Here is a 26,135-nt window from a genome sequence, read left to right as displayed (position 1 = left end):
TCAGGCCCGCGTTGCGGCGCTTGCCAAGGGATCACCATTGGCTGCGCACCGCGCCTTGGCCTGGCACTTCCGGGGGGCGCTGATGGCCGATTTGTGGGTAAGAGGCAGTCCTAGGGGCCGCTCCTACATTCGAGAAATGTCGCAACAGCTAACTCGGACATAGCCTTTAAATTGGCCGCCGAAGCCCCCAGATACGGCCAATGACCGCCCGCAGGGGCCTACACCGAATCCACGAGGAAGATCATGAGCGATAATCCGAAGCCCACCGAGATCAAGCTGCACAAGCAGTCCCGCACCCTGGAGATCGCCTTCGATACGGGTGAACGCTTCAACATGCCGGCGGAGTATCTGCGGGTCTACTCCCCTTCGGCCGAGGTGCGCGGACACGGCCCCGGTCAGGAGGTGCAGCAGCTCGGCAAGCAGGATGTGGAGATCACCCACGTGGAGCCGGTGGGGCAGTATGCGATCCTGTTGCGCTTCGACGACGGTCACGACACCGGCATCTACTCCTGGGATGAGCTCCACCGCCTCGGGGCCAACTACGAGGCCCTGTGGAACAGCTACCTGGAGCGTCTGGAGGCCGCCGGTCACAAACGCCCCGCTGCCAGCTGATCCAGGTCGTTTTTTCAACGCAAAGGCGCACAAGCGCGAAGGGCGCAAAGGACCGGAATCGTCCCCTTTGCGCCCTTCGCGCTTTTGCGTCTTTGCGTTGGATGTCCCCTCCTGCACCGTTTGCCGAAAAGACGTATTATTAGGACCGTTTTCGCACTATCCCGTGAGGGGCGCCCCATGCAGCAGAACGATCCCCATCAGGAGACCACCCATTTCGGCTTCCAGCAGGTGCCGGTGGGGGAGAAGGCGAAGCGGGTGGCGGAGGTGTTCCACTCCGTTGCCGGTAAGTACGATTTGATGAACGACCTGATGTCGTTCGGCATTCACCGTTTGTGGAAGCTTTTCGCCCGGGAGCTGGCCGGTGTCCGCCCCGGTCAGCGGGTCCTCGACATCGCCGGCGGCACCGGTGACATCGCCAAGCTGCTGGCCGGGCGGGTGGGCGAACGCGGCGAGGTGGTGTTGGCCGACATCAACGGCTCGATGCTCGCCGAGGGGCGGCGTCGCATGGTCGACCGGGGCTTGGTGGCTAACATCCGCTACTGCCAGGCCGACGCCCAGTACCTGCCGTTTCCCGACGACTACTTCGACTGCGTCACCATCGGTTTCGGCCTGCGCAACGTCACCCACAAGGAGACGGCCCTGGAGTCGATGTTCCGGGTGCTCAAGCCGGGTGGCACCGTATTGGTACTGGAATTCTCCAAGCCCGCCGCCCCGCTGCGTCCCGCCTATGACCTCTACTCCTTCAAACTGCTGCCGCTGATGGGCCAACTGGTGGCTCGCGACGCCGAGAGCTACCGTTACCTGGCCGAGTCGATCCGCATGCATCCGGACCAGGAGACCCTCAAGGGGATGATGGAGCGGGCCGGGTTCGAGCGGGTGCAGTACTACAACCTGACCGGTGGGATCGTCGCGGTCCACCGGGGTTTCAAACTGTAGGGCTTCGCAATGTCGAGCGTTGAGTGCTTGGTGTTTATTGAAAGAGCGCGCTGCGTGAGCGGATCGAATCAGCGTCGCGCAGCGGCACCTTCCATTAAACACTCAACACCAAGCATTCAACATTGACTGCGTCCGGCGGCCGCGAGATTTCCGTTTCCACCATCCAGCCCAGTAACCACCGAGCGAAATGACCACCCCCCTCCACGCCGCCATCGAAATCGCATTCAACCGCTATCTCGCGATGGACCCTGACGCCGGCCGCCGCCTGGACGGGATGGCGGGGCGTTGCGTCGCCATTGAGTTGAGCGGGCTGGAGCTGACCCTCTATCTGCTCTTCGCCAGCGGTGGAGTGCGTGTGCTCGACCGTCTCGACAGCGAAGCCGATACCGTGTTGCGCGGCTCCCCCGTCGATCTGATCCGCCTTTCCCGCGAGGGGGTGGCTGGGGCCGGTGCGGTGGAGATCCGCGGCGATGTGGATTTGGCGCGTCGCTTCGAGACCATGCTCGGTGAGGTGGAGGTCGATTGGGAGGAGCAGCTCTCCAAGGTCGCCGGCGATGTGGTGGCCCATCAGGCGGCACGGGTGGTGCGCGGTTTCCTTGACTGGGGACGCGGAGCGTCGAAGTCGCTGGAACGCAATGTTTCGGAATATCTGCGGGAGGAGAGCGGGATCAGCCCGCGGCGTGACGAGCTGGACGATTTCGTCCGTAGCGTCGACGAGACCCGCAACGACGTCGAGCGTCTGGAGGCCCGCATTGAGCGGTTGTTGGATTCATCCGCAGCGGAAAACTCTTCCTCCTCATGCTCCGATTGATTCGCCAATCCCTGCGGCTGATGCACATCAACGTGGTGCTGGTGCGTCACGGTCTCGACGAGATCGTGCTCGCGACCCACCTCTTCCGGCCGGTGCGCTTCCTGCTCTACTTCGCGCCGTGGAACTGGCTCCGGCGCGAGCGGGCGCCGCGGGGGGTGCGGTTGCGCCGGGCATTGGAGGAGCTGGGACCGATCTTCGTCAAGTTCGGCCAGATCCTTTCCACCCGGCGCGACCTGCTCCCCGACGACATCGCCGAGGAGTTCGCCCGGCTTCAGGATCGGGTCCCGCCGTTCCCCGGCGAACGGTCGCGGGTACTCATCGAAAAGGCCCTCGGCAAACCCATCGATGAACTCTTTGACGACTTCGACGAGACCCCGCTGGCCTCCGCCTCCATCGCCCAGGTGCATACCGCCCGGCTGAAGACGGGGGAGGACGTGGTGGTGAAGGTGGTCCGCCCCGGGATCGAGCGGATCATCCGCAGGGACGTCGATCTGCTGCTCTACGTTGCCCAACTGGCCCAGCGCTACTGGCCCGAGGGGCGGCGGCTGCGGCCGGTGGAGGTGGTGGAGGAGTACGAGCAGACCATCTTTGACGAGCTGGACCTGCTGCGCGAGGCGGCCAACGCCGCCCAACTGCGGCGCAACTTTCTCGATTCGCCGCTGCTCCACGTCCCCGAGGTGTATTGGCAGTACACCCGGCGCAACGTGATGGTGATGGAGCGGATTTACGGCACGCCGATCGGCGACATCGAGGCGCTGCGCCGGCAGAACATCGACCTGCGCGAGCTCTCCCACCGTGGCGTGACCATCTTCTTCACCCAGGTCTTCTCCCACAACTTCTTCCACGCCGACATGCATCCGGGCAACATCTTCGTCGCCCCCGACGGTCAGTACATCGCGGTGGACTTCGGTATCGTCGGCACCCTCAATCCCTCCGACCAGCGCTACTTGGCGGAAAACTTCCTCGCCTTCTTCAACCGGGACTATCAGCGGGTGGCGGAGCTGCACGTGGAGTCGGGGTGGGTGCCGCCCGACACCCGCGTCGAGCAGTTCGAGTCGGCGATCCGTACGGTCTGCGAGCCGATCTTCGAGCGGCCACTGAGCGAGATCTCCTTCGGTCACCTGCTGTTGCGCCTGTTCCAGACCGCCCGCCGTTTCCACATGGAGGTGCAGCCGCAACTGGTGCTGCTGCAGAAGACCCTGCTCAACATCGAGGGGCTGGGGCGCCAGCTCTATCCTCAGCTGGATCTGTGGGAGACCGCCAAACCCTTCTTCGAGCGCTGGATGAGCGAGCAGGTGGGACCGCGGGCGCTGTTCCAGGGGATCAAAGGCAATCTACCCCAGTGGGCGGAGAAGGCGCCGGAGCTGCCGGGGCTGGTGCATAAGGCGTTGGCTCAGGCCACCAGCGGCCAGCTGAAGGTGGAGTTGCGTTCCCGCGACCTGGAGCGGCTGCGGCACGAATTGCGGGCGGGTCAGCGCCGCACCTTCTACGCCATCGTCGGTGCCGCCCTGCTGATCTGCGCGGCGTTGATCTACGGACTCGATGGCCAGCGGCCGGTGCTGTTCGGCGGCGCCCCCTTCCTGACCTGGTTCTTCGGTTTTCTCGGTGCCTTCATCCTGGTGGCCACTTGGCCATCTGACGACCACTGACCGCCGCACCGTCATCTCCTTCCCGCGGATCGTAGGATGGGCAAAGGGGCGTGGCGACGTGCCCATCAAGCGAAGGCAACAAACTTCACATCGGCAGTGCCGTTCCGATGGGTACGCCGCGCTTTGCCCATCCTACCGATCGGGCATCCCTCATTTGCAGACGGATGGGGCCCGAGTTCCTCTTGACATTCCGCTGTGTGCGAGGGTTATGCACACTCCCGCCCCGCCGGGTGCGGAAGGACGACAGATAGCGCTGGTAGTTCGCGAAACATCTTCGAACAATCTTCTTTCTTGTTGTTTTTTATTGATAAAATCATATCGATCAAAAAGTGATCGATTTTCTCGAGCGCCCGCGCCGCATGGTTTTCGCGGCCATTTTCACCACTTCTCCACAGAGTTATCCACAGCTTTTGTGGATAACCACAAATACATTGTTTTTCTATGGATTATGCGGGCGATGCGTTACCGAAACCACGGGGCTACCAGTGGCGTGACCGCAATGGCGATCAGGGCGGCGACCAGATAGTCGGTGGGAAGGCCCAACAGGCCGGCCAGTGACTGGGTGGTCTCGCCGCCCTTGAGGGCGACCAGGACGAGGATGGCGGCGATGATGTAGCGAAGCATGGCGAATATCCTCTTCCGGGTGGCATGAAGAACAGTGCGATTGTCGTGCCATTTTTTATTTATCTGTTTTTAATGGATTTTTTTGTTTTCTGGGCTGGCCTGAATTGAATGATCTGGATGAATCGTGTCTATGTGTAAATCTTGTTTACTGTGGCGCTTCGTTTGTTTCTCCGTATTCTCGGTAATAGCGATCATCGGCGGCCGTTGAGTCACCCCGGACGATGAAAGTTGGGTAGGGTGTGCCGACGATAGGAGGCGCACCGGTCGGAGAGGGCAGTGCGCCTCGTACCTCGGCACACCCTGCGCCCGTGCCTGCGTTCTGCGTGATTTCACAGCGATAAACGGCGTCTGATCGCAGCGTCACCGCGAACGGCAATGTGACGTAACCGGGCATTCCAATTTCCTGGTGGGCGGAGTGCTGGGGGATTCCATTCATTGCCTATCCCACGGGATAGTCCGCCGGGTGGAGTGCGGAGGAGTCGGTGGTAGGCTCTATGTGTAAATTACGTTTACATCCAAGGCCGAAACGATGACCACCGGAAACGAGCGCCGTCGCCGACTGGCTGAACTGACCGCCCGCCAGGAGCGGATTCACGCCGGGATGACCGCGGCCCATCACGAGGCGTTGGTGCGCTTCTTCGTGCGTATCCTGCCGCGGGCCCTGGCGGCCGAGCGCTGCTCCATCTTCGTGGTGGAGCCGGGTACCGAGCGGATCTGGGTGCGTTTCGGCACCGGCCTGGACGGCGTGCGCTTCGAGGCGCCGCGGCAGGGGTCGGTGGTGGGGCGTAGCGTCTCCACCGGCGAGGTGGTGCTGGAGAACGGTCTCGACCGGCGCCACGGTTTCCATGAAGAGGTGGAGTCGAAGACCGGTTTCGCCACCCGCTCGCTGCTCTGCGTCCCGGTGAAGAGCCGCGACGGTGGTGCGGTGATCGGCGCCATCGAGGTGCTGAATCGCCTGGAGGGTGATTTCGTCGCGGAGGATGGGGTGCTGCTGCTGGAAGCGGCGGACTACCTCTCCGCGGCGATGGAGACGGTGCTGCTCAACGAGGAGGTGTGGCGGCTCACCCGCAGCCTCAACAACGAACTGGAACGGGTGCGCCAGCGCTACCCCGAGCAGGAGGGGTTCGTCGCCCGCTCGCCGGCCATGCGCAAGGTGCTCGACCTGGTGGGGATGGTCAGCCAGACCCCGGTGAACGTCCTGGTCCAGGGGGGCAACGGCACCGGCAAGGAGCTGATCGCGCGGATGATCCACGACCAGGGCGCGCGACGGGATCGCGCCTTCGTGGCGGTCAACTGCGCCTCCATCCCCGAGGCGCTGATGGAGAGCGAGTTTTTCGGCTACGAGCGAGGGGCGTTCACCGGTGCGGCGGGGGCGCGGGCGGGACGCTTCGAGGAGGCCGACGGCGGAACGCTGTTTCTCGATGAGATCGGCGACATGCCCTTCGCCATCCAGGCCAAGTTCCTGCGGGTTCTCCAGGAGGGGGAGGGTAGCCGGCTCGGTTCCAACCGGCTGCGCCACTACGACCTGCGGGTGATCTCCGCCACCAACAAGCCGCTGCGCGAGGAGGTGGCCGCCGGGCGCTTCCGCGAGGACCTCTACCACCGGCTGTTTGCGGTGGAGATCCTGCTGCCGCCGCTACGGGAGCGAAGGGAGGATATCGGCCCTCTGACCACCGCCTTCGTGCAGGAGATTACCCAGCGTTTCGGCAAGCACCTGCTCCCCTTCCCGCCGGAACTGACCACCGTGTTCGAGCGCTATCCCTGGCCGGGCAACGTGCGCCAGCTGCGTCGCGAGGTGGAGCGGCTGGTGGCGCTGACGCCCGACGGCGGATCTCCCTCGCCGGATCTCTGCTCCGCCGAGCTGAGGCAGTATCTGGCCGAGGGCGGGGAGTCGCGGGAGGTCCTGGCGGGAGAAGAAGACGGCACCCTGCCTGAGCAGGTAGAGGTGCTGGAGCGAAGGCTGATCCGGCAGGCGCTGGAGGCTACCGGCGGGAACAAGCTGCGCGCCGCCGAACGGCTCGGCATCACCCGGCAAGGGCTGCACAAGAAGCTGAATCGCTACGGCATCCGGTTCGGTACCAAGGTCGAGTTCGAGCCATAAGGTAACTGCTCGCCCAATAAGAGAGTCAACCGCAGATTGGCGCAGATTCTTGCAGACGAACGTTCAATCCAATCTGCGAAATTCTGCAATCCATTCAGGGGGACTCCTCGACGGAGCAACGATCGATTTCAGCGGGATCGGCCAACGTTCCAGAACCTCGTTCCACAACTGGTCCGCAGTATAGCATCGGCCCGTTTCTCCCCGGGGTTTCCGCGGATGCCGCTGCGAAAGTTCCGCCCGACGGTGGTGCCGGTGTAGGGTGTGCCGAGGTACGAGGCGCACCACTCCGGAATCGGTGCGCCTCCTGTCGTCGGTGTACCCACCCGGTTTTTCCTCCGGGTGACCGACTGCCATTCATGATCGCTACACAAGGGCAGAGAGGTGAATGATGAAGCTGCATGACGGGATCGACGAGGCGATGGCGGAGTGGATCGGGCGCCAGCCGCTCTTCTTCGTGGCCAGCGCGCCGCTGGCCGGCGACGGGCATGTGAACCTCTCGCCACGCGGGTTGGATTCGTTTCGGGTGTTGGACGAGCGGCGGGTGGCGTGGCTCGATCTGACCGGTAGCGGCAACGAGACCGCCGCTCACTTGGCGGAGAACGGCCGGGTCACCGTGATGTTCTGCGCCTTCGAGGGTGAGCCGCGCATCCTGCGGTTGTATGGTCGCGGGCGGGTGGTGTTGCGCGGGAGCGGGCGCTGGGAGGCGTTGGCGGGCCTCTTTCCGGCGCTGCCCGGTGTGCGCCAGATCGTCGAGGTGGAGGTGGCGCGCGTGCAGACCTCGTGCGGCTATGGGGTGCCGTTGATGGACTACCGCGGTGAGCGGTCGCGGCTTCTGGATTGGGCAGGCAAAAAGGGTGAGGAGGGGGTATTGGAATACCGCAAGAAGAACAATGCGGTGAGTATCGACGGCCTGATCGCGCCGCGGGAGGAGGGTTAGGGGTGGTTCGCGCGGGAGCGACTCCCTGATGGAGTCGCTCCCGGTGCGCTTACTGGACTTCCTGCCAGTTGGGGCGGGCAGTCCCGCCGCCGCCCTCCGGGCAGTTGATGGCGATGCAGGCGTTGTTCAGGGTCAGCGTCTCCGGGTTGCTGTCCTCGTCCTGGTCATCCCACAGGCCGATGGCGCGCAAGCGCACGCGCTGTATGCTGGAAGGCGCGAAGGAGGCGCCCAGATTGAGGTCGATGGTTCCGCTCAGCCCGTCCTCCGCCAGGGTCACGATGCCGCCGCCCGTCTCGGAAAGGATGAGCCGCTGCCCCAGCCCGAAGCCCCAGCGTCCAAACAGACGTTGGACTCGATCGATGTCTATCTGGCGGAAATTGTACCGATTGCCGCAGTTGTTCCCCCAGCCATTGCCGTTTCCGCAGTGGTTGTTCCAAATGTCCCAACCAAAGTGGTTGCCATTGTTGTCGTCGTCGTCGTCGCGGTGCCTGTCCCAGTCGTTTCCGTTCCACGGTCCGTTGCCATTCCCTTGGCCGTAGGCGTTCCCGTTGCCGTTCCCGTTCCCGTTGCCGTTGCCGTTCCCGTTCCCTTGTCCGTTGCCATTCCCGTTCCCTTGTCCGTTGCCATTCCCCTGGTTATTGTCGCCAGGCTCTTCGTCTTCTTCGTCCGCACGCCATCCCGGGGCATAGGAGACCATGTAGCAGGAGATTTCGTTCGAGGCCTCATCCAGATGAACGCCGTTGCCATCGTTGCCGCAGAAGAGGTTTCCGGCGTGGTTGGCCAGGGTGATGTTGAGGTAGAGGGAAACCGTATCCTCGCTGGTGGTGATGAAGCTGGCCTTGAAGTGGACGTCCTGCGGGTCATCCTGGCTTTGGGTCTCGCTCAGGGCGAATTGCCCCGTACTCTGAACGCACATGTTGTCGGCGCAGCCGTTCCACCCTCTCCAGTGGTGCCATCCGTGCCACTCGCTCCACTGATTCCAGCCGCCCCGGTCTCGCCAGCGGTTCCAGTCGCCCCAGCCGCCCCAGTCGCTCTGATGGCGCCATCCATCCCAGTGGCTGCGACCATAATGGTCCCGGTTGTCGTGATCGCGTCCACCGTGGCGTCGATCATCGTCGTGGCGGTTGTCGTTGTCGTAGCTGCGGTTGTCGGGATTGCCCCAATTCCCCTCGGGCGCGGAGAGGGTCAGGGTGCCGCTGTCGAGCAGTCCGAGGTGGTTCCAGGTGGTGGCGTTGTCGCCGACGAAAAGGTTGCCGCCCGAAGCGTTCGGGTCGCAGTCGTAACTCTGCCGTATTGCGCGCTGCCATTCGGGGTGAGTTGCTGACGGGATATAGCCGGTTGAGGTGATCCAGTAGCGGTTCGCTACTTCGGCATCGGCGCTGTAGGTGACGGTGAATTGGCCGCCTTGGGCATCGGTGGCGGCAACGTCGGACGGGGCGCAACTGGTGGCGATGTCGCTGAGTGCCCGCTGAATCCCCGCGTCGGCGACCAGCAAAGCGTCTCCGCCGCTGCTGGTTTCGGCGGTGGAGCGCGTCGAGCTTTGGGTCATGTAGGCGAGCCCCCCCCCCAGCGCTCCGACCACCACGGTGACTGCGAGCGCCCCGATTATGCCGAAGCCCTGCTGATGGGAGGGGTGTGCGGGGGTGAGTGAGCGGTATCGGTTCATTGGGGCTGCTCCATGGAGTTGCGCGGCGCGGGCCTTGCCCAGACTTTGGTTACACGGCACTGCGTCAGGTGAACGCCTTTGCGGTGCCCTTGATCCCTACCTAATAAGGATAGCAGTGGAATCCTTGGGGGAAACGACAGACTTCATGCTTTTCCTATCATCGGACGGGAGTTAGGGAAAGGTCAATAGGTCTGTGGTTATAGGGTTGAGGTCGTGGCCGGGGCGGAGCGACGGGTGGAGCTACGTGGCGGGAGGGATGCATGCCTGATTTTTCAGTTTGATGCCGGAGCGGACGGGGAGCGTGTCGTTGTTGCTGTTGCTGACGGTGAACTGAACGGTGATCTTTTTGCAGCCACTGACTGGGCTGGTGGCCGGGGCCGAGAATATTGCGATGTCGTTTCTCACGGGGGAGACGTTGAGGGCCAGCGGGTACCAATTGCCGTTTACCCGGAGCTGTAGCGTACGATCGGCGGCGAGCTGGATGACACGGGCGGCCGGGGTATCGCATGTGTCGTTGGGGACGTTGAAGTCGATTCGAGAGCCGGCGATGTTGGCGGCGCCAGAGGAGATGGCGATGGATCCATCGCAGGCCTCACGCAGCTCGACGAGGGTGCGCTCCATGGCCAGTCGCGCGGCGGGGGCATTGGCCAGGACACGCTCGCCTGTCAAGTAGGCATTGACGCCGCTGGAGAGCAGGATGGAGGAGATGCCGGCGATGATCCCCATCACCACGATGGTGATCACCAGCTCGATCAGGCTGAAGCCCCGCTGGCGTCGTGCTCGAGTCATGATGTCGGTACCTAGTTGGCGGATAGCTCGATGGATTTTTGGGCGGAGGCGACATTGTTGATCGTGACGGAAACGGCGACGCGCTCGCAGCAGGTCATAGTCGCCGTGCAGAAACTGGTGTTCGGCGCGACGGTGGTTACGGTGCGATTGAGGACGTAAGTGTTCGGGAAGCCGGGAAATACTTGGTTCGTTAGGGCTGGGACGTTTCCACATTCCGCTGCGCTGGCGTCCTCGATCGACTCCCGGGCCAAATACCCCGCTTGCAGCAGTTCCGCATTGCGATTGGCGTTGGTCAGCGTGGGGCCGAAATAGGTGAAGGTGAGAACGGATCCGATGGTCAGCAGCACGATGGTGATGATCATCTCGATCAAGGTGAATCCGGCGGCCCGGCGGGTGGGGGTCATGGCGTCACCTGTACGAAGCCAGTTTCGGCGCTGACGGTGATCGTGGCAGTGCCGCCGTTCACCGCGATCGTGGTGTTGCCCAGCGGGGTGTTGCTGGCGTCGGTAGGTTTCCCGTACTTTTTGCTGAAGCGAAGGGAGAAGTTGGAAATCGGGGCGGAGGTGATCGGTGTCGAGTACACGTCGGCGCCGTTTCTAATGCGGTATTGGTTCGCCGCGATACGCTCGATGGTGAAGGCGACCCCACGGCTCATGGAAAAGGACTGGGTGAGGCGGATGTCCGCAGCCAGCTGCAGGGCGGTGGGGCCGGCGTTGACGTTGGTGGGCCAGCGGGCGATTGCGACTGCGGCCAGGATGCCGACGATCACCATCACCATGATCAGCTCGATGGTGGTGAAGCCTTGAGCTTTGGAGCGCATGGGGTACGGATCACATGTCTTTGTGCTTCGACCCAATGGTGGGCGGGAGTTGCACTCCCGCCCTTGCTGGTCGGTTGGTACGATTGCCCTGGGATCAGTTGGACGTCATGCCCAACCCGTTGGGTCCGAGATCCGCTGTTCTGCAAGTGGTGCCGCTGCCGTTGGCTACATCAATGAAGCCTGTGGTGGTGGCGTCTGGAGTTGCAGTCCACCCCGTAGGGATCGATGTGTTCGCGATGACGTTGGCGAGGGTGGGCATTGTCGTGTTGTTGGCTTGAGCGGTCGCCAGGGATATAGCCGCCGATGACTGGATAGCGCCGACGATGCTCTGGCAGACGCTGGTGGACGCCTGACCCGAGAGGTTGGAGAACTTCGGAACCGCGACGGCGGCCAGGATGCCCAGGATGACGATGACCATGACCAGTTCGATGAGGGTGAAACCCTGTTGCCCGCGGGCAATGTTACGCATTGATTTCATGACGGTTTCCTCTTGAGGATGAGTTCGTACCGCAAGCCGCAGCCTGCGTCCGTTGGAAGGGGTGAGCACTCCGTTCGGCCGCAGCCTTTCCGGAATTTCGCCTCCTTCCACCACGTAGTATCGGTCCTATACGGGAAGCGGTCAATTGAAGAGCCGTCAAAGAGGGTCGCTTAACCTGCTGAAGTTGAAGGGGACTATCGAGGGCTGATGGAGAGTTTGATGTCGTCGTCGTCGCCGAACTGCTTGTTCGGACCGGCGGAGAGGAGGGTCAGCTGTTCGCCCCTGGGATAGTAGAGGTAGCGGGTGCCCCAGGAGTCGGTGAAGTTACCGCTCTCCAGGTCCAGTTCCGCAAGCGTGTTGGGGGGCGTGCCGTCGAGCAGGCTCTTGATGCGGATCGACTTGGCGATGTTCTGCATCTCGAACCGGGTGATCTCCGCTTTCTGTTCCTCGAATCCCCCCTGGATTTTCTGGATCATGCCCTGGTGGCCTGCGTCACGATAACTGACCAGTTCGCCCAGATCGATGTTCCCCTTCATCGCCGAGCGGAGTAGCTGCTGCAGGGCTACCGAGGTGGGGATGTGGTCGATCTCCCCCAGGTTTTGCCACTCCTGCTGGGTCAGGGGCATCGCCTCCAGTTCCGTGGTGAGGAAGGTCATCTCCCCTTTCATGCCGGCGACCACGTCGATATTCAGCGAGGGGTCGCTGTTGGAGCGCAGGTTGACGGTGCCGTCGCGTACCAGCAGGCGGGAGCCGCCCGCCTGGCTGTATTCCACCATGAAGGAGGTGCCGCGGATGCCCATGGTGGCCACCGGAGTCTGTACCGTGAGGATCTCGTGGTCGGGTTTGGCGGCACCGAGGGCACCGGTGATCACCCGCGCCAACACCTGCCCCTTGCCTACCAGCAGGTTGACCACCTCCCCCTGCTTCCTGTCGCTGGCCACCATCAGGGTGGTGTTGGGCTTGATCCGCATCGCCCGCCCCTCCATGAAGAGCAGGTCGGCGCTGCCGGTGGGGCCGGAGCGGACCATGTCCCCCTCGTGGAGGGTGGTGCCCATCTTGAGGGGTTTCCACGCGGTACTGTCGCTGCGGCGGTATTCGACCTGTCCCTTCACTTCGGTGGCGAGGTAGTTCTCTTCCAGGGCGCGGCTGAGAGAGACCTCCGCCTCGTACAGGGCGTAGTAGCCGAAGGCGCCCCCGATGGTTGAGAGGAAGAGGAAGATGAAGAGGATTTTCTTTGGCATGGCATGCACCGGCCGGTGCGGCCGCGTCAATCGATTCGTGGTGGATACTTAAATTATATAGGTCACGGGGCACGGATCGGCCTTGGGGAAAATACCTAACCTATGTTTCATTTACTGGCAGGTAAGAGAAAACTCCTCTCATAAGCGAGGGCGTGGGCAGTGCTAGCGTCGGGAGGCGCGGGTGAGGGCTGGATTGTCACGACAGGTCGTGAAGGATCAGAGCGAGCAGGTAGACGCCGATGGCCAGCAGCAGCAGGGCGATGATCCGCGGGTGTCCGCTAGTCCAGCGGTTGGGGGCGTGGCGCAGGGTGCGCAGGGCGTCCAGCAGGAGACGCAGGGTGACCGGCTGGTTGGCCCAGCTTTCGAATCCCTTGAGCAGGCTGGGGCGATGGAATATCGCCACACCTACAACGAACGCGAACAGGGCGCCTGTGGTGAGGACGATGCCGGTGGTTTGCAGCGCCAGTACCAGGGCGGTGGATAGGGTCTGTTCGTGGGTGAAGGCGAAGAGGTAGGTTTCGTGGGTATCCGTAGGGCCCCACAGGCCGAAGAGCAGGAGTGAGGCGCCGGCTATCAGCAACGCGCCGGAGAAGCGGTGGTGGCGGTAGACGTAGCGTTCCACCTGATAGGGGCGGCGGGTCCAGCGAATCAATTGATAGAGGGAGCGGTCGTCGGTGAGGCGATGGGCGTCGTCCGGGCGGAGCAGGAGCCAGATTCCAGCGGCAATGGCGGCCAGGGCGGCGAGGGCGAGGACGATCGTCAGCGGGTAGAGGAGAGCGTGTTCCACAGGGCCTACCCTATTGATGGATGGCAGCCGCGCCAAGCTCCCACATCGGGAGGAAAATGCCAAGGGCGAGGATTAGCACCATGACGCCGACCACGGCTAGCAAGATCGGTTCGATGTTGCTGCTCAGAGCCTTCAATTCGTAATCCACCTCCCGTTCGTAGAACTCCGCCACTTCCTGCATCAGGGAGTCCATCGATCCCGTCTCTTCGCCCACCGCCATCATCTGTAGCACCAGCGGGGTGAACAGTTTGGTGGCGGCGGCGGTGCGGGTTAGAGAGTCGCCCCGCTCGATCCCTTCGCGCATGGAGTGGATCAGGAAGGCCACGTAGCGGTTGTCGACCGCCTGTCCTACCGCCCCCATCGCTTGAAGCAGCGGGACCCCGGAGCGGGAGGCCATGGCGAAGGCGCGGGCGAAACGCCCCAGTGTGGCACGGAGGATGATCGAACCGACGATCGGCAGATACATCTTTTTCCTGTCCCACAAAAAGGCGCCCCGCTCGGTTTTCAGGTACTGCCCCACGCCGATGACGATGAGGACCACGATGCCGGCCATATACGGCCAGTTGTGGACGGTGAAGTCGGAGACGCCCAGGAGAATCTTGGTGGGCAGCGGGAGTTCTGCGTTGAAGGTGTCGAAGACCTTGGAGAAGGCCGGGATGACGAAGACGTTGATGATCGCCATGGCGGCGCAGATGGCGACGAGGACGAACGACGGATAGCGCAGCGCCGCCTTGATCCGGTTGCGGGTCTCCTTCTCCAACTCCAGATAGAAGGCGAGCTGGAGGAACGCCTCGTCGAGCCGGCCACTCTCCTCACCGACCTGGATCATGCTGATGAACAGCGGCGGAAAGACCTTTGAATGTTCGGCCATGGCCGTCGCCAGGGAGCGGCCCGACTGGAGGGCGTTGACGATGTCCTTCAAGGCTTGGGATAGCTGGGGGTTGGGGGTGCCTTCGGTCAGGCCGGTGAAGGCGCGGATCATCGGGACGCCGGATTTGGCCAGGGCGTGGGCCTGGCGGCAGAAGAGGATCAGGTCGTCGAGGGTCGCCTTCTTGACGAAGAGCTGGTCGCGCAGCGGGGCGAAGACGTCCTGCTGGCCCTTCACCTCGTCGATCACCAGGGGGGTGATGCCGCTGCTGATCAGCTGGGCGGCGACCTGGTCGGTGTTGTCGGCCTCGGTCTCTCCGTCGATGGCGTGGCCGCCCATGCTGCGTCCCTTGTAGCGGTACTTCGCCATGCGCTATCAGGTCCCGGCCGGGGTGGTTGCGGATGTGTCGGCGGCCGCTGCCGGGCGAGCGGGCGAGGCGGCGGTGGCGGCGTGTTCCTCGGGGACCTCCTCCAGTGCTCCGGTGAGGCGGATCACCTCCTCCAGGGTGGTCAGGCCGCGGGCGGCGTACTCGAGGGCGCAGAGTTTGAGCGGTTTGAAGGCACGATTGGCCTTGGCGGCGCGGGTGAAGGCATCGGCGTCGTTGCGGCGCAGTGCTTCGGCCATCGGGCCGTCCAGTTCCAGCAGTTCGTAGACGCCGACCCGGCCGCGGTAGCCGGTGTTGTTGCAGTGGGGGCAGCCGCGCCCGCGCTTGAGCTTGATCAGGTGCGCCTGTTTGCCCGCCAGGGCGCGGATGAAGGCCTGTTGGTGGGGGTCCGGCCGGTGTTCCTCGATGCAGGTCTCGCAGATCCGGCGCACCAGCCGCTGGGCGACCACCGCGAGCAGCGAGGAGGCCACCAGGTAGCCCTCGGCGCCCATGTCGATCAGCCGGGTGGCGGTGCTCACCGCGTCGTTGGTGTGCAGGGTGGAGAGTACCAGGTGGCCGGTGAGCGAGGCGCGCATGCCGATCTCCATGGTCTCGCTGTCGCGCATCTCGCCGACCAGCACCACGTCGGGGTCCTGGCGCAGGGCGGTGCGCAGCACCCGCGAGAAGGTGAGGCCGATCTTTTCGTGGACCTGTACCTGGTTGATGCGCGGCAGCCGGTACTCCACCGGGTCTTCGACGGTGATGATCTTGCGCTGGGGAGTGTTGAGGACGTTGAGCGCGGAGTAGAGGGTGGTGGTCTTGCCGCTGCCGGTGGGGCCGGTGACCAGCACCATGCCGTGGGGGTGGTGGATCAGCTTGGTCAGCCGGTCGAGGATCCGCGGCGGCAGGCCCAACTGGTCGAGGGTGAGCTGGCCGCCGCTCTGGTCGAGCAGTCGCATCACCACCGATTCACCGTGCTGGATCGGCATCGTCGAGACACGCACGTCGATGCTCTTGTCCTGCACCTTGATGTTGAAGCGTCCGTCCTGGGGCAGGCGCTTCTCGGAGATGTCGAGGCCGGACATCAGCTTCAGCCGCGAGACCAGTGCGGGGGCGATCTTCACCTCCTTGACCACCTGCTCGTGGAGCACCCCGTCGATGCGCTGGCGGATGCGCAGCGCGGTCTCGTCGGGCTCGATGTGGATGTCCGAGGCCCCCACCTGCACCGCGTCCTCGAACAGCGACTGGAGCAGTTTGACCACCGGGGCGTCCACCGCCATCTCCGCCTGCACCAGTTGGTTGAGGTCGAAGTCGGTCTTCGACAGCTCTTCACCGAGGACTTCGGCGAAGCTGGTGATCTCGTCGGTGCGGCGGTAGATCTGGTCGATGGTCTTGATCAGGTCCGCCTCGCGCACCACCGCCAGTTGGATGCGTCGTTTGAGCAGCCGGGTGAGTTCGTCGAAGGCGAAGATGTCGGTGGGGTCGGACATCCCCACCAGGATCCCCTCCTTGCCCTCCGCCAGCGCGATGGCGCGGAAGCGGCGGGCGACGGTCTCGGGGATCAGGTGCACCACTTCGGCGTTGTACTGGTAGTGCTTGAGGTCGATCAGCGGCAGGTCGAGCTGTTTGGAGAGCAGCTCCAGCATCTGGTCGTCGGTGGTGAAGCCGAGTTGGGTGAGGGTGCGCCCGAGCTTGTGGCCGCTTTTCTTCTGTTCGGTCAGCGCGATCTTCAGCTGTTCGTCGGTGATGATGCCGTTTTCCACCAGCAGGTCGCCGAGGCGCACCTTCTGGCGCGGCGCGCGGCTCTGGGCGCCGAGCTGCTCCATCGCCTCTTCGGAGGTGAGCAGCCCCATCTCCACCAGCACCTTGCCCAGCTTCTTGCCGCTCTCCTTCTGGATCTTGAGCGCCGCCTGGAGCTGCTCGGAGGTGATGATCCCCTTTTCGATCAACAGGTCGCCGATGCGGACTTTCTTGCCGGGTAGCATGGCGGATCTCCTAGGGGGCTCCGGCGATCGTCTTCAGCCGTTGCGCGGCATACTCGCGGGCGGCCGGCGACAGGCGGGGATCGAAGCCGGCGCGGCGGTAGGCCTCGCGCGCCTCGGCGGGGCGGTTCAGCGCCTCCAGGGAGATCGCCATGCCGAGCCACCAGGCGCCCTGGTGGCGGTCGACGGCGAGCGCCTGGCGGTAGCCGTCGAGCGCCACTTGGTAGCGACCGGTGCGCTGCTCCAGGGCGGCGATGAAGGCGTAGTCGGCGGCGTCCGGCGCGGGGATGGTGCGCAGCGTGGCCAGCGCGTCGTCGACCGCGCCGTTGTTCACCTGGAGGCGGGCCTGGAGGCGGGCCAGGGAGGCGTTGGCCGGGTTCAGGCGCAGCCCTTCGGCGAGCAACGGCTGGGCCTCGCTGAGACGTCCGCCGTTGATCAGCAGCGCCGCCAGCGCGGTTCGCGCACGGCCGTCGCCGGGGCGCGCCCGGAGGCAGTCGCCGAGCGCGGTCTCCGCCGCCTCCAGCTTCTCCATCCGTGCCAGGTTGAGGGCGCTTTGGCAGAGGTCCTCCTGCTGCCGGCGGATCACCTCCGGCTTCGGTTCCGGCGGCGGCGGCTGGAACAGGTCGACGACCACGCGGGTGCCGCCTTCGCGGTCGGTGGGCAGCGAGAAGAGGCGGTTTTCCTCCACCTCGGCGGCGTCGAAGTCGAGGTGGACCAGCAGCCGGCCGTTGCGGCTCTCCCGCTCGATGGCGGTCAGCGGGGTGTTGCCGACGTCCAGCGGCGGCAGGTGTCCGTCGTCGGCGGTGGACTCCAGCTCCACGGTAAGCCCGCGGTGGTCGTCGCGCAGCACCCGGTAGGGGGCGGGGCCGTCGAGGGCGAGGACCAGCCGGGTGCGCAGGTTCTTGCGGATCAGCTGGATCGCGGTGAGGTGGTAGCGGGGGGCGGCCGGCGCCGCGGCGGGCGTCGTCGCCGGTGCGGGGGCCGAGGCCGTGGCGGACGGGGCGGTCGCCACCGTCGGCTCGGGGGTGAACTCGGCCGCTACCGCCGGTGCGGTCGGCGTCTGTTCGCCATGTGGGGTCTCGTCGACCGGGAGGGCGGCGGGCAAAGGGGGCTCCGCCGCGCTCGGTGGGGCAAGCGGAGTCTGCGGGGCGGCCACGCCCGCGGCGTGGAGGGCGGCGCGCAGCGAACGCTGCATCTTCGGGTCGAAGGCGAAGAGGGCGATGGCGCTGATCACGGTCAGCACCATCAGGATGAAGATCAACCGGGTGCGCTGCGCGGAGGGGGCGGCGCGGGCGGTCAGCCCCTTGAGGGCCGGTTCCCGCTGGGCGGGTTTGGGCAGACGCGCCTCCAGGTCGCGCAGCATCTGGTTGATCAGGCTCACCGGGCGAGGCCCCCCAGGAGCGCGGTGAGCGCTTCACGAGCCTCGGGCAGCAACATGGCGACGGCGCCCACGGCGAGGGCGAAGAGCAGGCCGCCGAACCAGACGGGGATGGTCACGGCGCCGCCTTCCCGCGGCGTTCCCTGATGGTCGTCGGCCACCGCGGCCTCCACGTGGCGCCGCTCGATGGTGTGATCGCCGCGCCCGTAGGCGGCCATCATCGCCTTGTGGGCGTAGACGTTGATCAGCCGCGGCAGCCCCTGGCTGGCGCGGTGGAGCAGGGTGCAGGCGCGCGGGTCGAACAGCGGCGCGCCGTTGTAGCCGGCGGCGTTGAGGCGGAAGTTGATGTAGCCTTCGACGTCCTCCCGGTGCAGCGGCTGCAGCTCGTGGGAGAAGGTGATGCGCTGGCGCAACTGGCGCAGCGAGGGATCGGCCAGCCGCTCGTCCAGCTCGTTCTGGCCGAACAGCACCACCTGCAGCAGCTTCTGCTTTTCGGTCTCCAGGTTGGTGATCAGGCGCACCGCCTCCAGGGTCTCGTCGGGCATCGCCTGGGCCTCGTCGATCAGCACCGCCACCCGTTTGCCGTCGCTGGTGAGTTTGATCAGCCGCTGGGTGATCAGCTTCATCTGGTGGTGCAGCGAGATCCGCTCGCTGCCGCTCACCCGCAACTCTTCGGCCAGCGCCAGGTGTAGCGCCTGGGGCGAGAGCATCGGGTTGGGGATGTAGGCGGTGACGAATTCGTCCTCCAGCGAGTTGAGCAGCATGCGGCAGAGCAGGGTCTTGCCGGAGCCCACCTCGCCGGTCAGCTTGACGATCCCCTCGCCCTGGCGCAGCGCCAGGGTGAGGGTGTTGAGCGCCTCGCTGTGGCTGGCGTAGTTGTAGAAAAAGCTGGTGTCCGGGGTGAGCTTGAAGGGCTGCTCGCGGAGGCCGAAATGTTCGAGATACATCAGTCGTTACATCCCGCTCTGCAGGTGGGGCTCGCGGCGGACGGCCGGCGGGCGTTCGGTCCGGGTGGCGGCGAGGGGCTCCCCGTGGAAGCGGCTGGGCGATGCGCTCACTCCTCGCCCCTCACCCAACGGAAGTTGGCGCGGGAGCCGCGTAGCGCCTCGCCCCAGCGCCGGTCGCCGTCGACCACCACCGGGCGCAGCAGGATGACCAGCTCGCTCTTGATCCCCGATTCGGTGCGGTGGCTGAACGCTTCGCCGACCACCGGCAGGTCGCCGAGCAGCGGGGTGTAGCTGCGGCTCTTCTGCGACACCTCCTTGAGCAGGCCGCCGATCACCACCACCTGGCCGCTGGCGGCGCGAACGATACTATCGGATTCCCGGGTGGTGCTGTAGGCCAGGGGGAGTTGCTGGGTCTGGTTGTAGACGGTGAAGGTCTTGGTCTGGTCCTCCACCTCCACCACCGTCGGGTGGATGTGCAGGGTGACCGAGCCGGCGGGGGAGACCTGGGGGGTGACGTCGAGGGCGACGCCGGAGAAGAAGGACTCCAGTTCGATCTCCGGGGTGACGTTGCCGTTCTGGTCGGTGGTGGAGGTGACGCCGGTGACGAAGAATTCGTCGGAGCCCACCTTGATCACCGCCTTCTGGTTGTTCACCGTGGAGACCCGCGGGCTGGAGAGGACGTGGACGTCGCCCTGGGTCTTGAGCAGGTCGATGAAGACCGCGAAGTTCTGGATATTGAGGGCGAGAGAGAAGAGACCGCCGAAGCTGGCGCTGCCCAGTGCCTGGGAGAAGGCGGCGGCGTAGGTGGAGGCGTAGGTGGCGGAATTGGAGAGGGTGCTCGAGGTGTTGTTGTTGCTGCTGCTGCTGCTGGAGGTGGTGTTGCTGTTGACGTTGGAGACGGTGCTGGTGGCGGAACCGCTGTAGCTGGAGTCGCCCTGGCTGCTGGAACTCGCGGCGTTGCTGTTGTAGTCGGAGCTGACGTCGCTGCTGCTGGCGTTGCTGTTGCTGGCGCTGCCGGAACTGGTGTTGGAGGCGTTGTTGCTGTTGGTGGTGCTGTAGCTGCCGGTGGGGACGCCGAAGGGGGTGAAGGCGCCGGTGTAGGGGTTGAACAGCTGGTTGGGGTTGATGCCGTTGGTGTTGCCGCCGACCACCCTGTTGTCGCCGTCGCGGGCCAGCCCCGCCCAGTCGATGCCGGAGCGGTAGTTGTCGTTGAGCTGCACCTCCAGCACCTTGGCCTCGAGGATCACCTGGCGGGCGATGGTCTGCTCGGTCTGGTTGAGGAACTTTTCCACCTCGCGCAGCTCCAGCGGCATGGCGCGAACCACCACCAGGCCGGTTTCCGGGTTGACCGCGACGCTGCGGCCGTTGCGGCTGATCGGAGCGCCGCTCTGGGAACTGTCGGTGGCGCCCTGGTCGGTGCTGCCGAGGAGGTCGGCGATGTCGGTCCCGCCGCCGCCGCCGGCAGCGGTGCCGCCGGCGCTGCCCTGTTCGGCGCTGTAGGCGCCGATGATGACGGCGATGGAGCGCTCCAGCTCGGTCCAGAAGTCCCCCTCGGTCTGGCGGGTGGAGATGCTCGACCCCTTGCTCACGCTCTGGCTGCTGCTACCGGTGCCGGTGCCGGCGGTGCTGCCACTGCTACTGCTACTGCTGCTGCTGGATTGGCGTCCCGCGCTGACCGTGGTGCCCGAGGTGCCGGAGCGCAACACGTTGAGGTGATTGACCTCGAAGATCCGGGTCTGCAGGCGGATCGGCAGCACCTGATAGCCGTGGCGGGTGCGCTCGAATTCGTAGCCGTAGGTGTTGCGCACCACCTCCATCACCTCGTCGACGGTGACGTTCTTCAGCGACAGGGAGATGGTGCCGGCCACGCCGGGGGCGACCGTCATGCTGAAGGGCGTCTCCTGGACCAGACCCATGAAGAATTCGGCGGCGTTCATCTCGCTAACGGTGACGTCGAAGCGGGGCTCTTCGTCGGAGTGGCCGCCGAGGTCGACATGGAGCGGCGGCAGCAGGCTCTCCAGGACCTCGGGTGGCGGGGCGGCCACCGGGGCCGCGGCGTCGGTGCCGCCGCGGGCGTCGGATTGCTCGATGCTCTCTTCCAGGGAGCGTTCGGCCGGGCCGGGCGGGGGTTTGGGTTGGGCGCTCTGACACCCCCCCAGCAGCAGCGTCGCCAGCAGGGGCAGGAAAAAGACGATTCGAAGTTGGGTCATGAGCGCAGGTTTCCGGCCGCAGGTCTCCTTATTGTATCGGTGTAGATGGTCAGGCTAAACACTTCATCGCCTTCGCGTAGCTGAACGCGACCGGGGCGGATGGTCAAAACCTCGGCATCGTTGATCTTTTCGCCTTCGCTGACGTGGTGTCCGTTGATCACCGCGCGGCGGCGGTTGCGGTTGGTGTAGGTGGCGGTGAGGTGCCACTCGACGATCTCCCCCGGCGCCTCGTCGACGGTGCCGGCGGGGGGCACGACGTAGGATTCCGGCGGACGGGTGGGGTCGCGCAGCTCGGCCGCCGCGGCCCCGCCGGCGAGCAGCGCGGCGGCCGTCAGGGTGAGCAGCGCGGCGAGCGCGCGGCGCGGCGACGACCGCTCTGCGGCCCGTCGACGGGCGATTCGCGGATGATGGAGAGGGCTAGCCACCGACCCACTCCTCACTAAGGCTCAGGGTGTGGGCGCGCAGGGTGACCCGGCAGGCGGGGTACTCCTCCACCTCCAGTTTGAGCTGCTCCCACGAGAAGAGCCACGGTAGTTGCTCCAGGCGCTGGAGAAAGTTGAGGATCTCCAGGTAGGAGGCGCGCACCGTCAGCACCATGGTGTGGCGGTAGATGTTGGGGGCCTTGCTCTCGGCGCCGAAGAAGGACAGTGCCTTGTCCTGTTTCTGCTCTTCGATCAGCGGCTTGGGGTCTTCGCTGTCGAGCGAGAGCAGCTCCACCCCGTCGCCGAGCAGGGTCTGCAGCACGCGAGTCATCTCCGCCGGGGCGATCAGGTCGACGGTACGCTCCTTGAGTCGCTCATCGAGCAGTTTCACTTCCGCGTCCAGTTTCGCCAGCCGGTTGCGCAACTGGGCGTTGGGGTCGTCCCGGTTGTCATGGATCACCCGTTGGATCTGGGCCGCCAACTGGGTGTTGCGCACCTGTTTCGGGGTGAGCAGTTCCTGCAACTGGGCCCGCTGTCTGGCCAGCGGCTTAATCAATAGGGTGTCGGTGAGGCCGTAGGCGCAGACGATCAGGGTGACGGTGACGATCAGCTTCTCGCGCAGGGTGAGTGCATCGATCTTGCTCAGTAGCGGTTGCAGTCGGTTGCGGCTCATTGGGTCATCCCCTGGAGTGCGCGCAGGGCCACCTGGGGCGAGAGCGAGTCGCCGCCGGCGGGTAGCCCGAAGGCGTTCTGCGGGGCGGGGTTGTTCTCCTCCTCCGGTTCGGGTTCGACCCGGCGGGTGTCCAACTCGAAGCGCAGGGTCCCCCGCTCATCCTTGCCGCGGGTGATGCGGAAGGTGCGGAAGCCGGTGCCGCTGAGTTGCGCTGACTTGCCGAGGCTCGCCACCAGGTTGGGGGGCTGGACGGCCGCGGTGGCGAAGCCGGTGATGCGCAGCTCGCCGCCGGCGTCGGCGATGGTCAGACTCTTCATCCAGAGCCCCTCCGGCCACTGGTTGGCGATCGCCTCCAACTGGCCGGCGAACCCCTCGGTGTTGCTCAGGGTCCGCCCCTTGAGGGTCTCCAGTACCCGCACCTTGAGGGCCTTCTCATCGGCGAGCACCTGGATCCGGCGCTCCAGCTCCGGGTCCTTCTCCTGGCGGGGGAAGGTCCGGGTGGTCTGCTCCAGCTGGGTGATCAGCACCGTCTCTTGGTCGGTCAGGGTGGTCAGCTGGTGGCGCAGGTCGTTCAGCTTCCAGCGGGAGTGGCCGTACATCGCCAGCAGGCCGACGAGCACCACCAGCGGCAGCAGCAGGATCGCCGAAGAGGGGAGCTGCTGGCGCTTCGGCAGCAGATCGGCGTCGAGGAGGTTGACCTGCTGGCGGTTCATTCGGCGCTCTCCTTCCATTCGCGCAGCGCCGCCCCCACCGCCTGGATGCCGTTGACCCGTTCCGGTGGCGAGAGGGGCTCCGGGCACTCGAGCAGCGTCTCCAGGTCGAGGGTGTGGACCTCCAGCCCGAGCATCGTGCCCAGATAACGGGGCAGCGCCTCGATCTCGCTGGCCAGCGGCAGCATCACCAGATGCTTCGGCGGCGCCGTCGAGAAGTGGCTTTCGAAATAGTCGAGGGTTCGCTGCACCTCCAGCACGATGTGGTCGAGGAGCGCCTGTCCCTCCTGGGGCAGATCGAGGAAGTCGGACCACTGCTCACGGCTGAGGGTGTTGTGCAGATCCCGTTCGCCGAGATTGAGGTCGCGGGCGAGGAAGAGCGCCTGATCGCGGAAGATCATGGTGGCGCCGCGGTTCTGCTCGATACCGAGCAGCACCGAGCCATCGGCATCGAAGGGGTAGCGGGCGGTGAGGTTGCGCAGCACCAGTTCGCCGATGTCCACGGCGGTCGGGGCGAGGCCGGCGCCGCGCAACAGCTCCACCAGGGTCTTGATCCGTTCCTTGCGCGCTACCGCCACGTAGACCACCGCGCCGGGCTCGCCATGGCGACCGCTGGGCAGTGGGAAGACGTCGAGGGCGGCCTGGTCGGCGGGGAAGTCGATCATCTCCTTGATCCGCCAGCGCATCGCATCGCGCAGTTCGTCGGGTTCCACCGGTGGCGCCTCGGCGCGCAGCAACTGGTACTCGTTCGCCTGCAGCGCGAGGGTGCACTCCAGACCGGTCAGCCCATGGGCGGCGGTCATCTCGCTGAGGGCGGCGGCCCGCTCGGTGTCGTCGCGACAGAGGCGATAGTCGCAGAACAGCAGCCGCGGGCGCTCGCCGGGATCGGGGGCGACGGCAGCCACCGCCACCCCTTCGTCGCGGAGCGCGACGCCGAGCAGCAGACTGGCCGTCTTCTTCTTTTTCCGAAACGGTAGCACCCTCGACCTCCCCGGCGGGCGGAATCGGCCCAGTTCTAACAGCATTTCTAAGTATGCATCCTATCTCTATATCTAGAAAGGATATTTAGAAACGCTAACCTTCCGACGCGAGCGACGGGATTTTGGCGGATTGCACGGATCGGCGACGCCGCCGCCGGCAATTCCATGCCGCAAGTCGGACTTGGTGCTTAGGTATGCGAATATCATGCCCAAAATATCTGAAACGGCGAACGCCGCCGGCCCCGCGCGATAGCGCGGGGCCGGCGGCGTTCGCCGTTTCAGGCTGCGGACATCTTCTTGCGCTGTTCGCGCTGCAGGTGCATGACGAACCGCTCCAGTCCGCTGAGGGCCTGGCGGTCCACGTCGACGTAGCGGCAACCGAGGACCAGTTCGTGGTTGTCCTCGTCGTAGGCGGCGAAGCGCACCTCCAGCTTGCTCTTGAAGCTGGATTCGCGGCTGAGCTCGATGATGCCGATGGGGATCCGGTCGCCAACCCGCAGATAGGGGACGTCGTTGGCGTCCAGTGGGAAGCGGGCGCGGATGCCGCCGGCGGAGATGTCGACGACGTAGCCCTTGAACTGGAACTCGTCTTCCAGCTCGATGATGACGGGCAGGGCGGCGACCCGTGGCAGCACCACCCGGAAGGAGGAGCGCCGCTGGAGATAGGTGATTTCGGTGGGGTAGGGCACCCGGTAGCCGATGGCGCCGCCCTCGTCGACTACCTCGAGGATGTCGGTGTGGAAATCGATCTGGACCCCTTGAAGCGAGGCGTAGACCCGCATTTTCCGCTGTCGCACCGCCTGTTTGTGACCGTCCAGCGGGGTCAATTCGTCCAGCAGCAGATAGCCCTTGTCCGGCTCGGCCGCGACCAGCAGGCTGTTGTATCGCCCCGACCCGCCGGGCACAATGACGGTCAGCAGCACCCTCGTCTGGCGAATGCGGCCGAGCAGCGCATTGATCCGCTGCGGGTCGGTCAGTTGTTCGCCTTTGGATTGGTAGTCGATGGACACGGGGCTGCGTTCCTGGTCATGAGGCCCCGTTTCGCGGGCCGATTCAATGATTCAACCAATAATGATAATACGTTTCGTATGTCGGGAAAAACGCGATTGCCGCGCGACTCCCGTGTAACAAGGGGTTTTTCCAATCATGCTCTGGGTCAAGGCCTTTCATATCATCGCCGTGGTCACCTGGTTCGCGGGACTGTTCTATCTGCCGCGGCTGTTCGTCTATCACGCCATGTGCGAGGACACGGTGGGCGATGAGCGCTTCAAGGTGATGGAGCGCAAGCTCTACCACGGGATCATGACCCCGAGCCTGATCGTGGTGGTCGGTCTCGGACTGTGGATGCTCTTCGACTACGCCTGGGAGGCCTACCGCGCGATGCTTTGGTTGCACATCAAGCTGACGATCGCGCTGCTGTTGATCGGCTACCACCTCTATTGCGGCCATCTGGTGAAACGCTTCCGGGACGGACGCAACACCCGCAGCCACGTCTTCTACCGTTGGTTCAACGAGGCGCCGGTGCTGGCGCTGGTGTCGATGGTGGTGCTGGCGGTGGTCAAACCGTTCTAGTTCTCGGTGCGGTTTGCGCATCGCGGTGATCACTACTACCTTTAGTAGCGAGAGCGATGAACGGCCGATGGAGGAAGTGGTCGGGAGCTCCGGAAGCATGTTCTGTCGGGTCGGGCAGGTTGAGTTAGGCGCTCCGTGCGATGAGCGCAAACTGCAACAGTGGTGTTGGTTCCCTGCCCGCCCCCGACGGAGGAATTCGAAGATATGACCCGAATCGGGTCATCTTGCCCCTCCCTCTGGGGGCCCACAGGACGGCGGACGGGCCGGTAAAGCCCGCCCGCCGTTTTTCGTCTGGCGACGAAAAACGGAAGCCGGGGATCGCGCCCGTCTGGCGGTCCCGTTTTTACCGAAGTAAAAGACGAGTTAATTTTTGATCAAGAGGTGGTTTTCCGTTGTGCGGTGGATGATTCCCGGCATATCGGGAAAACGGGGCGAAAAGACGGGTTGTAAGTGGGGAGTGGATGGGTTTATAACTGAATTGACGGTGTCATAACGGCGCCTGCTGATGAGAGCTCATAAGAAGGGGGAAGACCATGACGACCAAATACGACCCCAGGGTGGGAGACTGGTACAAGAAC

The 26,135-nt window shown here is 64.8% G+C and carries 25 protein-coding genes; 7 read left to right on the top strand and 18 right to left on the bottom strand.

The features are described 5' to 3' along the window. Positions 1–243: 243 nt before the first annotated feature. From ACYQ2W_RS17895 to ubiB, 4 genes are all read left to right on the top strand, one after another. Positions 244–612, top strand: coding sequence for a gamma-butyrobetaine hydroxylase family protein (locus ACYQ2W_RS17895; protein WP_459870133.1), 369 nt, complete (start codon positions 244–246; stop codon positions 610–612). Between the two features lie 177 nt (positions 613–789). Further along, on the top strand, positions 790–1,548 hold the full coding sequence (gene ubiE, locus ACYQ2W_RS17890) for a bifunctional demethylmenaquinone methyltransferase/2-methoxy-6-polyprenyl-1,4-benzoquinol methylase UbiE (RefSeq protein WP_459870130.1): 759 nt from the start codon (positions 790–792) through the stop codon (positions 1,546–1,548). Between the two features lie 187 nt (positions 1,549–1,735). Then, complete coding sequence (locus ACYQ2W_RS17885) at positions 1,736–2,359, top strand: ubiquinone biosynthesis accessory factor UbiJ (RefSeq protein ID WP_459870127.1); 624 nt, start codon at positions 1,736–1,738, stop codon at positions 2,357–2,359. Then, a complete protein-coding gene (ubiB, locus tag ACYQ2W_RS17880) occupies positions 2,347–4,008 on the top strand; it encodes a ubiquinone biosynthesis regulatory protein kinase UbiB (RefSeq protein WP_459870124.1) in 1,662 nt (553 codons plus the stop codon). The genes ACYQ2W_RS17885 and ubiB overlap by 13 nt, the downstream gene beginning before the upstream one ends. Positions 4,009–4,470: 462 nt before the next feature. Here the strand turns inward: ubiB and ACYQ2W_RS17875 are convergent, their stop codons facing one another. Next, a complete protein-coding gene (locus ACYQ2W_RS17875) occupies positions 4,471–4,632 on the bottom strand; it encodes a hypothetical protein (RefSeq protein ID WP_459870121.1) in 162 nt (53 codons plus the stop codon). Positions 4,633–5,161: 529 nt separating this feature from the next. Between ACYQ2W_RS17875 and ACYQ2W_RS17870 the strand changes: the two genes are divergently transcribed. After that, positions 5,162–6,733 carry a sigma-54-dependent Fis family transcriptional regulator gene (locus tag ACYQ2W_RS17870; protein ID WP_459870118.1) on the top strand — a complete coding sequence of 524 codons (1,572 nt, stop codon included), beginning with the start codon at positions 5,162–5,164 and terminating at the stop codon, positions 6,731–6,733. A gap of 385 nt (positions 6,734–7,118) precedes the next feature. Then, positions 7,119–7,670 carry a pyridoxamine 5'-phosphate oxidase family protein gene (locus ACYQ2W_RS17865; protein WP_459870115.1) on the top strand — a complete coding sequence of 184 codons (552 nt, stop codon included), beginning with the start codon at positions 7,119–7,121 and terminating at the stop codon, positions 7,668–7,670. Between the two features lie 49 nt (positions 7,671–7,719). Here the strand turns inward: ACYQ2W_RS17865 and ACYQ2W_RS17860 are convergent, their stop codons facing one another. The 17 genes from ACYQ2W_RS17860 to ACYQ2W_RS17780 form a co-directional block, all read right to left on the bottom strand. After that, positions 7,720–9,336: a hypothetical protein gene (locus ACYQ2W_RS17860; RefSeq protein ID WP_459870112.1), complete on the bottom strand. Its 1,617-nt coding sequence runs from the start codon at positions 9,334–9,336 to the stop codon at positions 7,720–7,722. A 240-nt stretch (positions 9,337–9,576) separates the two neighbouring features. Further along, a complete protein-coding gene (locus ACYQ2W_RS17855) occupies positions 9,577–10,125 on the bottom strand; it encodes a PilW family protein (protein ID WP_459870109.1) in 549 nt (182 codons plus the stop codon). Between the two features lie 11 nt (positions 10,126–10,136). Next, a complete protein-coding gene (locus tag ACYQ2W_RS17850; protein ID WP_459870106.1) occupies positions 10,137–10,529 on the bottom strand; it encodes a type II secretion system protein in 393 nt (130 codons plus the stop codon). After that, positions 10,526–10,945 (bottom strand): pilus assembly FimT family protein, encoded by a 420-nt coding sequence (locus ACYQ2W_RS17845; protein WP_459870104.1) that lies wholly within the window; start codon positions 10,943–10,945, stop codon positions 10,526–10,528. The genes ACYQ2W_RS17850 and ACYQ2W_RS17845 overlap by 4 nt, the downstream gene beginning before the upstream one ends. A 94-nt stretch (positions 10,946–11,039) precedes the next feature. Next, the gene (locus ACYQ2W_RS17840) at positions 11,040–11,423 is read right to left on the bottom strand and encodes a type II secretion system protein (RefSeq protein WP_459870102.1); all 384 of its coding nucleotides are present in this window, start codon (positions 11,421–11,423) and stop codon (positions 11,040–11,042) included. A 194-nt stretch (positions 11,424–11,617) separates the two neighbouring features. Next, on the bottom strand, positions 11,618–12,664 hold the full coding sequence (locus ACYQ2W_RS17835; RefSeq protein WP_459870099.1) for a FecR family protein: 1,047 nt from the start codon (positions 12,662–12,664) through the stop codon (positions 11,618–11,620). Positions 12,665–12,860: 196 nt separating this feature from the next. Beyond that, the gene (locus tag ACYQ2W_RS17830; protein WP_459870097.1) at positions 12,861–13,451 is read right to left on the bottom strand and encodes a hypothetical protein; all 591 of its coding nucleotides are present in this window, start codon (positions 13,449–13,451) and stop codon (positions 12,861–12,863) included. Between the two features lie 10 nt (positions 13,452–13,461). Beyond that, entirely contained in the window at positions 13,462–14,688 is a 1,227-nt protein-coding gene (locus ACYQ2W_RS17825) for a type II secretion system F family protein (RefSeq protein WP_459870095.1), read from the bottom strand. Positions 14,689–14,694: 6 nt separating this feature from the next. Further along, entirely contained in the window at positions 14,695–16,668 is a 1,974-nt protein-coding gene (locus ACYQ2W_RS17820) for a GspE/PulE family protein (protein ID WP_459870093.1), read from the bottom strand. Positions 16,669–16,678: 10 nt separating this feature from the next. Then, complete coding sequence (locus ACYQ2W_RS17815; RefSeq protein WP_459870090.1) at positions 16,679–18,046, bottom strand: tetratricopeptide repeat protein; 1,368 nt, start codon at positions 18,044–18,046, stop codon at positions 16,679–16,681. Further along, on the bottom strand, positions 18,043–18,990 hold the full coding sequence (locus ACYQ2W_RS17810; protein ID WP_459870087.1) for an ExeA family protein: 948 nt from the start codon (positions 18,988–18,990) through the stop codon (positions 18,043–18,045). Before ACYQ2W_RS17810 ends, ACYQ2W_RS17815 begins: the two co-directional genes overlap by 4 nt. A 107-nt stretch (positions 18,991–19,097) precedes the next feature. Further along, positions 19,098–21,200 carry a secretin N-terminal domain-containing protein gene (locus ACYQ2W_RS17805; RefSeq protein ID WP_459870084.1) on the bottom strand — a complete coding sequence of 701 codons (2,103 nt, stop codon included), beginning with the start codon at positions 21,198–21,200 and terminating at the stop codon, positions 19,098–19,100. Then, positions 21,197–21,625: a hypothetical protein gene (locus tag ACYQ2W_RS17800; protein WP_459870081.1), complete on the bottom strand. Its 429-nt coding sequence runs from the start codon at positions 21,623–21,625 to the stop codon at positions 21,197–21,199. The genes ACYQ2W_RS17805 and ACYQ2W_RS17800 overlap by 4 nt, the downstream gene beginning before the upstream one ends. Continuing rightward, on the bottom strand, positions 21,618–22,295 hold the full coding sequence (locus tag ACYQ2W_RS17795; protein WP_459870079.1) for a hypothetical protein: 678 nt from the start codon (positions 22,293–22,295) through the stop codon (positions 21,618–21,620). The genes ACYQ2W_RS17800 and ACYQ2W_RS17795 overlap by 8 nt, the downstream gene beginning before the upstream one ends. Then, positions 22,292–23,008, bottom strand: coding sequence for a PilN domain-containing protein (locus ACYQ2W_RS17790; RefSeq protein ID WP_459870076.1), 717 nt, complete (start codon positions 23,006–23,008; stop codon positions 22,292–22,294). Before ACYQ2W_RS17790 ends, ACYQ2W_RS17795 begins: the two co-directional genes overlap by 4 nt. Continuing rightward, complete coding sequence (locus tag ACYQ2W_RS17785) at positions 23,005–23,985, bottom strand: hypothetical protein (protein ID WP_459870073.1); 981 nt, start codon at positions 23,983–23,985, stop codon at positions 23,005–23,007. Before ACYQ2W_RS17785 ends, ACYQ2W_RS17790 begins: the two co-directional genes overlap by 4 nt. A 278-nt stretch (positions 23,986–24,263) precedes the next feature. Then, complete coding sequence (locus ACYQ2W_RS17780) at positions 24,264–24,995, bottom strand: flagellar brake protein (protein ID WP_459870070.1); 732 nt, start codon at positions 24,993–24,995, stop codon at positions 24,264–24,266. A 136-nt stretch (positions 24,996–25,131) separates the two neighbouring features. Here ACYQ2W_RS17780 and hemJ point away from each other — a divergent pair, with 136 nt between their 5' ends. After that, entirely contained in the window at positions 25,132–25,557 is a 426-nt protein-coding gene (hemJ, locus tag ACYQ2W_RS17775) for a protoporphyrinogen oxidase HemJ (RefSeq protein ID WP_459870068.1), read from the top strand. Positions 25,558–26,135: the final 578 nt, after the last annotated feature.

Source organism: Endothiovibrio diazotrophicus, assembly GCF_054657215.1.
This window is presented reverse-complemented; position numbering and strand designations above follow the sequence as displayed.